This is a genomic window from Streptomyces sp. NPDC013187, assembly GCF_042899705.1.
Classification (GTDB): Bacteria; Actinomycetota; Actinomycetes; order Streptomycetales; family Streptomycetaceae; genus Streptomyces; species Streptomyces hawaiiensis_A.
The window spans coordinates 293,492-302,834 of the sequence record NZ_JBIBAF010000001.1; the positions used below are offsets into that span (position 1 = coordinate 293,492).

At 74.2% G+C, this 9,343-nt stretch carries 8 protein-coding genes; 3 read left to right on the top strand and 5 right to left on the bottom strand.

Annotation, left to right across the window (positions count from 1 at the left end):
• Positions 1 to 232: 232 nt before the first annotated feature.
• Entirely contained in the window at positions 233 to 1,894 is a 1,662-nt protein-coding gene (locus ACFY5B_RS01410) for a glycoside hydrolase family 13 protein (protein ID WP_389962854.1), read from the bottom strand.
• A gap of 314 nt (positions 1,895 to 2,208) precedes the next feature.
• Here ACFY5B_RS01410 and ACFY5B_RS01415 point away from each other — a divergent pair, with 314 nt between their 5' ends.
• Positions 2,209 to 3,144 (top strand): LAETG motif-containing sortase-dependent surface protein, encoded by a 936-nt coding sequence (locus ACFY5B_RS01415; protein WP_389962857.1) that lies wholly within the window; start codon positions 2,209 to 2,211, stop codon positions 3,142 to 3,144.
• 63 nt (positions 3,145 to 3,207) lie between these two features.
• Here ACFY5B_RS01415 and ACFY5B_RS01420 read toward each other — a convergent pair whose 3' ends face one another.
• Positions 3,208 to 4,182 carry a nucleoside hydrolase gene (locus tag ACFY5B_RS01420; RefSeq protein WP_389962861.1) on the bottom strand — a complete coding sequence of 325 codons (975 nt, stop codon included), beginning with the start codon at positions 4,180 to 4,182 and terminating at the stop codon, positions 3,208 to 3,210.
• Between the two features lie 305 nt (positions 4,183 to 4,487).
• Here ACFY5B_RS01420 and ACFY5B_RS01425 point away from each other — a divergent pair, with 305 nt between their 5' ends.
• Positions 4,488 to 5,033 (top strand): pyridoxamine 5'-phosphate oxidase family protein, encoded by a 546-nt coding sequence (locus ACFY5B_RS01425; protein ID WP_389962863.1) that lies wholly within the window; start codon positions 4,488 to 4,490, stop codon positions 5,031 to 5,033.
• Positions 5,034 to 5,101: 68 nt separating this feature from the next.
• On the opposite strand, the gene thrS is transcribed toward ACFY5B_RS01425, so the two are convergent.
• Positions 5,102 to 6,322, bottom strand: coding sequence for a threonine--tRNA ligase (thrS, locus tag ACFY5B_RS01430; RefSeq protein ID WP_389962866.1), 1,221 nt, complete (start codon positions 6,320 to 6,322; stop codon positions 5,102 to 5,104).
• A 488-nt stretch (positions 6,323 to 6,810) separates the two neighbouring features.
• Between thrS and ACFY5B_RS01435 the strand changes: the two genes are divergently transcribed.
• On the top strand, positions 6,811 to 7,596 hold the full coding sequence (locus ACFY5B_RS01435) for a hypothetical protein (RefSeq protein WP_389962869.1): 786 nt from the start codon (positions 6,811 to 6,813) through the stop codon (positions 7,594 to 7,596).
• A 106-nt stretch (positions 7,597 to 7,702) separates the two neighbouring features.
• On the opposite strand, the gene ACFY5B_RS01440 is transcribed toward ACFY5B_RS01435, so the two are convergent.
• Both ACFY5B_RS01440 and ACFY5B_RS01445 read right to left on the bottom strand, forming a co-directional pair.
• On the bottom strand, positions 7,703 to 8,494 hold the full coding sequence (locus ACFY5B_RS01440; protein ID WP_389962872.1) for a GAF and ANTAR domain-containing protein: 792 nt from the start codon (positions 8,492 to 8,494) through the stop codon (positions 7,703 to 7,705).
• Between the two features lie 257 nt (positions 8,495 to 8,751).
• Positions 8,752 to 9,343: TIGR03943 family putative permease subunit (locus ACFY5B_RS01445; RefSeq protein WP_389962878.1), on the bottom strand; the 592-nt coding region annotated here is incomplete at its 5' end.

A 9,343-nucleotide genomic window follows, 5' to 3' on the forward strand; every position in this document is an offset into this window, starting at 1 on the left:
CACCCCCGCCACGACCCCAGGGGCGCAGGGAACTGCGCCACCAGCCACCACCACGGCGTCACGAACGCACCACCCCCGCCACGACCCCAGGGGCGCAGGGAACTGCGCCACCAGCCACCACCACGGCGTCACGAACGCACCACCCCCGCCACGACCCCAGGGGCGCGGGGAACTGCGCGATCAGCCACCGCGGCGCCGCAGACGCACGAAACGGCCCGCCCGGCGGTGCGACTCACCGCCCGAGCCACACCGTCGTGTCCGGCCCGAGCCGGCCGTCCTCCAGGGGCGCGCTGCTCAGCAGCACCTCACCCGCCGGCAGCTCGACCGCAGCGCCGGAGAAGTTCGTGACGCAGCGCCACCCCTCGCAGCGGTCGAACCGGAGCACGCCCCGCGGGGCGTCGTCCGCCCAGGTCAGCTCCTCACCGTCGAGGAGTTTGCGGCGCAGCCTCAGGGCCGTGCGATACAGCTCCAGGGTGGAGCCCTCGACCCCGTCCTGGGCCTCGACGGCGTAGGCGGCGAAGCCGGGCGGCTGCGGCAGCCAGGCACCGCCGGGCCCGAAGCCGTACGACGGTCCGCTCGTCGTCCACGGCAGCGGCACCCGGCAACCGTCACGGCCCTTGCGGACGTGGCCCGTCTGCTCCCAGATCGGGTCCTGGAGCACCTCGGTGGGCAGGTCGGCGACCTCGGGCAGGCCCAGTTCCTCGCCCTGGTAGACGTAGGCCGAGCCGGGCAGTGCCAGCATCAGCAGCGTGGCCGCCCGGGCCCGGCGCAGCCCGGCCGCCTCGTCGACGGCCGGCGCGTGGCCGCCGGCCAGGAGCCAGGCGTTGAGGTCGGTGCCGGGTGGCAGCGTCAGCCGGGAGGCGTGGCGTACGACGTCGTGGTTGGACAGCACCCAGGTGGCCGAGGCGCCCGCCGCCCGGGCGGTGGCGAGCGAATCGGTGATGACCTGCTTCAGCTCCTGCGCGTCCCATCCGGCTTGCAGATACTCGAAGTTGAAGGCCTGGCCCAGCTCGTCCGGGCGGGCGTACAGCGCACGCCGGGCGCCGGGCACCCACGCCTCGGCGACGGCCATGCGGGGCGGACGGTAGGCGTCGAGGATCTTGCGCCAGTCGCGGTAGATCTCGTGCACGTCGTCGCGGTCGTAGAAGGGGTGCGTGCCGGGCGGCATCGCGGTGAGGCCCTCCTCGCGGCTCAGCTCGGGCCGGCCGAGGTCACGCAGCGGTTCGCTCAGGTCCTTGACGAGGGCGTGGGCGACGTCGACGCGGAATCCGTCGACCCCGCGGTCCGACCAGAAGCGCAGGGTGGTGCGGTAGTCGGCGCGGACCTCCTGGTTCTCCCAGTTGAGGTCGGGCTGCTCGGGGGCGAACAGGTGCAGGTACCACTGGCCGTCGGGCACCCGCTTCCACGCGCTGCCGCCGAAGACGGACTGCCAGTCGGTGGGCGGGAGTTCGCCGTGCTCGCCGCGGCCGTCCCGGAAGACGTAGCGGTCGCGGGCGGCCGAACCGGGCCCCGCGTCCAGGGCCTCCTGGAACCACGCGTGCCGGTGCGAGGAGTGGTTGGGCACGATGTCGACGATGACCTTCAGGCCGAGGCGGTGGGCCTCGGCGACCAGGGCGTCGAAGTCGTCGAGGGTGCCCAGGCGCGGGTCGACGCCGCGCGGGTCGGCGACGTCGTAGCCGCCGTCGGCGAGCTCGGACGGGTAGAAGGGGCTCAGCCACAGGGCGTCCACGCCCAGGGCGGCGAGGTGACCGAGGCGGCGGGTGATGCCGCGCAGATCACCGAGTCCGTCGCCGTCGGCGTCGGCGAAGCTGCGGGGGTAGATCTGGTAGACGACGGCCTGGCGCCACCAGTCGGGGTCCCGGGACGACAGGTCGAGGGTCGAGCGATCGGTCACGCGGTCTCCTTCTCAGGGCATACGGGCGACACCATTGAATCTGTCCAGAATGCCGGAAAAAAGAACCATCGCGTTGATCGGAGTGATCCATTCCTGCTGTGACGGAAGTGTGATGGCGGCGCAACTTCCTTTGCAAAAACGCAGGTTGACAGTGTGCTGCGGTGCCGCCACCATGGGGCCACTGAGGCACATGTGACCAATGAGCCCAGTGTTTCTCAGACCACTCACTCCCCGGAGCGGCCCGGCAGCCGCGCGCCGCGCGCTGCCCGCATGCCGTCGCCCGGGTCAGGCACACGCCAAGAAATGGGATACGCATGTCCATAGCGAGACGTGTCACCGCGCGACGCCTGCTGGGGACGGGCGCCGCCGCCCTCGTCCTCTGCGCCGCCACCGCCACGACCGCGTTCGCGCACGGCGCGCCCGGCGGAGACGGCTGGTCGTCCGGCGGCAGCTACAAGCCCGGCACGGGCGCGGGCACGGAGACCGGGACCGATCGCTGCCAGTTCTCGCTCGACGGCACCGACTTCTACGACTCGGTCAAGGTCGACGACCAGAACCTGAAGCCGAGCGAGGACGGCAAGGTCCACATCACGGTCCGCGCCGCCGGTGACGCGGCCACCTGCACGGCCTCCCTCGCCTCCTACCTCGCCCACGGCGCGACGTTCGCGACCTCCGGCGAGCAGGTGTTCGTCGACTTCGACTCGGTGACGGTCAAGCAGGGCGGCACCGACACGCTCGACATCGCCATCCCGGACAAGGGCTGCTTCGGGCAGATCGACCTCTACCGGGGCGCCGTGAAGTTCGACGGCGAGCTGGACGCGAAGGACGGCTTCGAGCACGGCGAGCTGCCCAAGGGCCCGGACCGCCCGGTCATCAAGGACAAGCTGATCGCGGCCTGGAACGGCGGCACGAAGGACTGCACCACCCCGCCGCCGGCGGAGGAGGAGCCGCCCGCCTCCACGCCGCCCGCGAGCCCGTCCGAGCCGGCCGAGGCGACCACGCCTCCGGCGTCCCCGTCCGAGCCCGCCGAGCCCTCGACACCGCCGTCGTCCGACACGGACACGCCCACCCCGAGCGCCTCCGAGTCGACGCCCGTCGCGCCCAAGCCGAACGGCGGTGGCGGCGACCTCGCCGAGACCGGCGCCGACAGCAGCACCGGCCCGATCGCCCTCGGTGCGGCGGCCCTGCTGGCGGGCGGCGCGGCCCTCGTCGTCGCGACCCGCCGCCGCGCGGCCAAGCGCGGCGCGTAGCACGCGAGACCAGGCAGACGCCCGGGGTGCCGTCGTCCGGCGGCGACGGCACCCCGGGCGTTGTCATGCCTCGACGGTCGCCAGGTACAACTTCACCCAGCGCTCCACGTCCACGTCCAACCCCACGTCGACCAGCGGCTGTTCGCGCGTGCCCTCGTGGAGTTCCGACTCGCCCGGCCGGGGCCGGCGGTCCACGATCGTCATGCCGCGCGTCGGCCCGGGGGCGAGGGACACGTCCACCGGGAGGCGGCGGGTCGTCAGGCCCTCCGGGTCGACGACCGCGCACACCGCACCCGCGTCACCGAGACCGCCGGCCGTCTCCGTCGGGTCGTCGGGACGGCTGTCCGGATGGGCAGGGCGATGGGCGAGCAGCTGTCCGGCCAGCCGCGCCCCGGGCTCACCGCTCTCGCACAGCCTGCGCACATCCGCCGCGGGGACCACGACCCGTGTGAACACGTCCAGCCCGTACATCGTGATCGGCACCCCGGCGGTGAGCAGGATCGCGGCCGCCTCCGGGTCGTGCCAGACGTTGAACTCCGCGACGGGCGTGGCGTTCCCGACGGCCGCCGCGCCGCCCATGAAGACGATCCGCTCGATGTTGCGGACCACCTCCGGATGCGTGCGCAGCAGCAGCGCGATGTTGGTGAGGGGGGCCGTGGGGATGAGGGTGACCTTGCGCGGGGAGGCGAGGATCTCGCGCCGCAGCAGCGTCACCGCGTCGACGTCGGCGGCCCTGCGGGCCGGTTCCGGCAGGCCCAGGTCGCCCATGCCGTCGCGCCCGTGCACGTGCTGAGCCGAGCGGGGAGCCTCGATCAGCGGCCGTTCGGCGCCCCGGGCGACGGGGATGTCGGGGGCGCCGGCCTGCTCCAGCACGGTCAGGGTGTTGCGGACGACGCCGTCCACGTCCGTGTTCCCGGCCACGCAGGTGACAGCCCGCACGTCGAGCGCGGGGTGCCGTACGGCGAACAGCAGGGCGAGGGCGTCGTCGACGCCGGTGTCGCAGTCGATGATCACCGGGATGCGCTGACCGTCCGTCACGGCGGGGACTCCTTCCAGTGGCTTCGCGGGCAAGCCCCGTAGAAGCGACCTTACGGCCTGGGCCACGGCCCGTTCCGGGCTCACGCCAGGCCCGCGTCAGGAGCGGCGTACCGCCGTGACGGCCGGGTGGGCGTCCGCGGCCGGAAAGTCGCCGCGGCGCGGTTGGTCGTCGCGCTTGGTGTCGCGGGTCCGGACGCTCGCCGCCCGGTCTGATCCACCCCGTACGGCCACACGAACGGACGCGCCGATGATTCCGGACCCGTCGGCCGGTCGTTACGGGCAGGAGACGACGAAGGAGTCCCGCCATGCCCGCACAGCAGCCGACGACCGAACTCGACGCCCGCTACAGCTCGGCGCTCAACCACCGCCCGGGCGCCTCGGAGGTGACCGCCACCGAATGGGCCGAGGCCCGGCGGCGGCTGGAGATCGCCGAGATCTTCTGGGTGTCCACCGTGCGGCCCGGCGGCCGGCTGCACGTCACGCCCTGCATCGCCGCCTGGCACGACGGGGCGCTGTACTTCTCCACCGGCCGCGGGGAGCAGAAGGCGAAGAACCTCGCCCACGACGCCCACTGCGCCCTGACCACCGGGACGAACTCCCTCACCGACGGGTTCGACCTCGTGGTCGAGGGCACGGCCGAGGCGGTCGCCGACCGTGCCCTGCTGGAGGAGGTGATCACAGCGTTCGAGACGAAGTACGGGCCGCACATCACCTCCCCCGAGGGCACCTTCCACGGCATCGGGGACGAGTTCCGCAGCGGCGACGCGGTGGTGTTCGCGGTGTCCCCGGACACGGCGTACGGCTTCGGCCGGGACAACGGGGTCTACAGCCACACGCGTTGGACGTTCTGAACCGCCCCGGCCCGTGGTGATCCCGTCCCGCCCCCTGGTGATCCGTCCCAGCCCCTGGTGATCCCGTCCTACGACGGGTCCCACAGTCCGGGCCCGCGGGCCGCGACCCGCTCGCCGATCCGCCGCAGCAGCTCGGTGCCGGGGAGGGGGTCGAGCCGGCGGCCGTCGCGCAGGCGCGGTGCCACGAGTCCCGCGGCGGCCTCGCGTCCGCCGATCACCGCCTGGTACGGCACCAGCCGGGCGGCGCGGATCCGGGCGGCGAGGGTGCCCTGCTCGGGGCCGGCGACCTCGGCGCGCAGACCGAGCTCCCGGGCGCGTGCGGCCAGGGCGTGCGCCGCTTCGGCCTGCTCCTCCCCGACCGGCAGGACCGCCAGCTGCACCGGCGCCAGCCACGGCGGGAAGGCGCCGCCGTGCTCCTCGACGAGGTGCGCGACCGCGCGCTCCACGCTGCCGATGATGCTGCGGTGCACCATGACCGGGCGGTGTTTCGCCCCGTCGGGGCCGATGTAGTGCAGGTCGAAGCGTTCGGGCTGGTGGAAGTCGATCTGCACGGTGGACAGGGTGGCCTCCCGGCCCGCCGGGTCGGTGATCTGCACATCGATCTTGGGGCCGTAGAAGGCGGCCTCGCCCTCGGCCGCCTCGTACGCGATGCCGGAGCCGTCCAGGACCTCCCTCAGCAGCGCGGTGGCACGCCGCCACAGCTCCGGGTCGGCCACGTACTTGCCGCCCTCCCCGGGCAGCGACAGCCGGTACCGGGACGCGCGGATGCCCAGGTCCGCGTAGGCGCGGCCGATCAGCTCCAGCGCGGCCCGGGCCTCCTGGACGGCCTGCTCCAGGGTGCAGAAGATGTGCGCGTCGTTGAGGGTGATGGCCCGCACCCGGGTCAGGCCGCCGAGGACACCGGACAGCTCCGAGCGGTACATGCCGCCCAACTCGGCCATGCGCAGCGGCAGCTCGCGGTAGCTGTGAGGGCGGGAGCGATAGATCAGGGCGTGGTGCGGGCACAGGCTGGGGCGCAGCAGGACCTGCTCGGCGCCCACGTCCATCGGCGGGAACATGTCGTCGCCGTAGTGGTCCCAGTGCCCGGAGATCTCGTACAGCTCGCGTTTGCCGAGGACCGGCGAGTACACGTGCCGGTAGCCCGCCCGGCGTTCCGCTTCGCGGATGTACTCCTCCAGGGTGTGCCGCACGATCGCGCCGTCGGGCAGCCAGTACGGCAGCCCCGCGCCCATCAGCGGGTCGGTGTCGAACAGGTCCAGTTCACGGCCGAGTCGGCGGTGGTCGTGCATGGTGTGACTCCTCACGGCGGGGAGGCGAGCACCACGCGACGAAGCCCCGGGGCACTCGCCCCGGGGCTTCGGACATCTGGGTCAGCTGTCAGCGCGCCGGGACACTCTCCGGCGTCGTCGTGGCGGACGGATACGACTGGGCGCGCTGCATGGGCGTGACCGTAACAGGGGCGCCGGGGGCGGGGCGAGGGGTTTTCGGGAGGGTCGATTCGTGACCGGGGCGGGGATTCGTGACCGGGGCGGGGCGAGGGGTTTTCGGGCGGGTCGGTTCGCGACCGACGCCGGCGCCGCCCCGGCCACCCGGCGCACGGACCGCGTCGCCGTCCCGGGTGGTCCGCAGGGACCGCCGGTGTCCCGGTCCGCTCACCCGGACGGCCCGTATCGCTGGTGGCCGGACGGTCGCGGTGGTGCCGTAGGAGCACGCACCCGATCTTGGAGAGCGGCCCCGCCCCGAGGCGCCTCCTCGAGCCCCCGCAGGAGGCACCCCGATGACCCACCCCGCGGCCACCCGTGCCCTCCTGGCCTCCGCTCTGTCCGTGACCGGCCTCCTGGCCACGGCCGGCTGCTCCGTCGACGACGGGCCGCGGCCCCGGTGGTTCTCCGCCTCCGCGTCCGCCTCCGGCGCGTCCGCCGCCGTCGAGCAGCCGTCCGGTTCCGGAGCCGCCCTCACCGAGGCGCAGGCCCGGGCGGCACTGGTCACCGAGGCCGATCTGGGGGAGCCGTGGACACCGTCCCGAGGCGCGCGGACCTGGCGGGACGGGCTGCTCAAGGCGACCACGGAGGACCGGGACTGCCAGCGGCTGCTGGACGTCCTCTACACGGAGGAGCCCTTCGGCACCCCCCAGGGCCCGCAGGCGACGTCCGCGCTCGACGACGGCGACACCGACGCCCAGTTGCGCTACCGGGTCGCCGCCCATCCCCCGGCGGACGTGGACCGCACGCTGGACTGGATGAAGTCGCTGCCCGGCCGCTGCGGCCAGTTCACGGCCACGACGACCCGCGGCGTCGTCCAGGGCGTGGAGGTCCGCGACCTGCCGGTGCCGCCGGTGGGGGACGCCCGGCAGGCCCTGCGGGTCACGCTGGCCGGCGAGACGGAGGACGGGGAGCTGACGTACCTCACCATGGACCTCGCCGCCGTCCGCGTCGGCGAGGAGGCGATCACCCTCACCAACGCCGGCCTCGACGAGGTGTACGCGGAGGTCACCCAGCAGACCGCGCAGCTGGGGGCGCAGCGCCTGACCGAGATCAGGAAGCAGGGCCGGGCACAGATCTGACGCCGCGCTCCTCCTGCGACGCCACGCTCCTCGCATTCAGTACCGGTCGAAGACGCCGCGCTCCTCGGCGTTCAGTACCGGTCGAAGACGCCGCGCTCCTCGGCGTTCAGTACCGGTCGAATCGCGTGCGGTGGGCGGTCACGTCCCGCGCCACGTCCAGGGCCGTACGCCCGTGCGCGAAGGCGTCCGCCCGCAGCCGCGCGAGCGCGTCGTCCGCGCCCACGCCGAGCTGCGCCATGATCATGCCGACGGCCTGGTAGACCTCGTCGTGGTCGGTGGCCAGTCCGCTCAGCCAGTCCTCCCCGTCCTGCGTCCCGGGCTCGTCGCCGTGCGGCAGTGCCATCAGGGCCACGGTCATGACACCGGCCACGACCCGGGCCACGTGCAGCTGGCGGTCGGTGAGCCCGCCCGGGCGGTCGCGGTACAGGTCGAGCGTGCCCACGCACACCGCGCCGCTGCCCAGCGGCACCGCGTACACCGCCCGCACCCCGGCCTCCGTCGCCTGCTGGGCGAAGACCGGCCAGCGTCCGGCGTCCCGGCCCGTGGTCAGATCGCAGGCGAGGACGGGCGCGCCGTCCTCCAGCGCGCTCTGGCAGGGGCCGTCGCCCAGCGTCGCCTGGATCTGCGCCAGGTGCGCGGCCTGCGCGCTGCTCGCGCTCAGCTGCACGGGCATGCCCTCGCTGCGCAGCGACACGCTCGCGCCGATCACCGGCAGCAGTTCCACCGCCACCTCGCACAACCGCCCCGGCACCTCTCCGGGCTCGGCGCCCCGCACGCCCCTGGCGATCGCGTCGGCGGCCCGGGTGCCGTCCGGGTCCGGTCCACCGCCCCCGGTGCGGCCGGGGCCCGGGTCGCCGTCGGGAGCGTCTCGGGGATCGTCCCTGGGCCGCACGACCACCGCCTCCTTCGATCACCGCGGCTTGCACCGTCGACGGTTCCCGGGACGGGGCCATGGCAGGAGCGGGCCGCGTCCGGCCGCCCCGCGACCCGCCCACGAGGCGGCAGTGCGAGGCCGCCGTGCGAGGCCGCCTGCGACCACCCGGCCGACTCTGCCCGGTGCCCGCCGCGCACCGGGCCCGGCCCTCTCGGAACCGTGGCCCGACTACCCGTTGCAGGTGGGGCAAAACACCTGCGCGGAGGCGTCGGCGTGGGGTCTCAGCGCTTCTCGTAGGGGTCGTCCGGCTGCGGCACCCGCCGTACGGAGCCGGCGTCGACGACCGGGGGCCAGGCGGCGGCCGATCCCGGCTCCCCCTCGGGGTGCCAGGTGCCGGTGACCGTCACCCAGGTGTCGACCGGCGGGGCCTGCGCGCCGCGCACCTCGGCCTTGACGGCGGTGGCGTCGGCGGCACAGCAGGAGACGAGGAGGCGGGTGACGTACCAGGTGCCGTCGTCGTCACGGGTGACGAAGCCGGTGAGCCGGACCGTACGGCCCGTCAGGGAGCGGCCGCTGTCGTAGACCGCCCGGGAGCCGAACTCTCCGAGGGCGAGGTCGACCGGGTTCCCGGACGGCAGGGCCGGGAAGGTGCCGACCCCCTGGGCGGCACGCCGGCCGGCCTCGCGCTCGGCGCTGTAGGAGCCGAGGGCGGGTGGTGGGAAGAGGAGCAGGGCGAGCGCGGGGAGCGTGAGGAACCATGCGACACGAGGTCCGACGGGTCCGTGACCGTGCCCTGCGGAGCCGTGAGCGCCCCCTGCGAAGCCGGGGTCGTGCCCTGCGAAGCCGGAGCCGTGCCCTGCGGAGCCATGACCG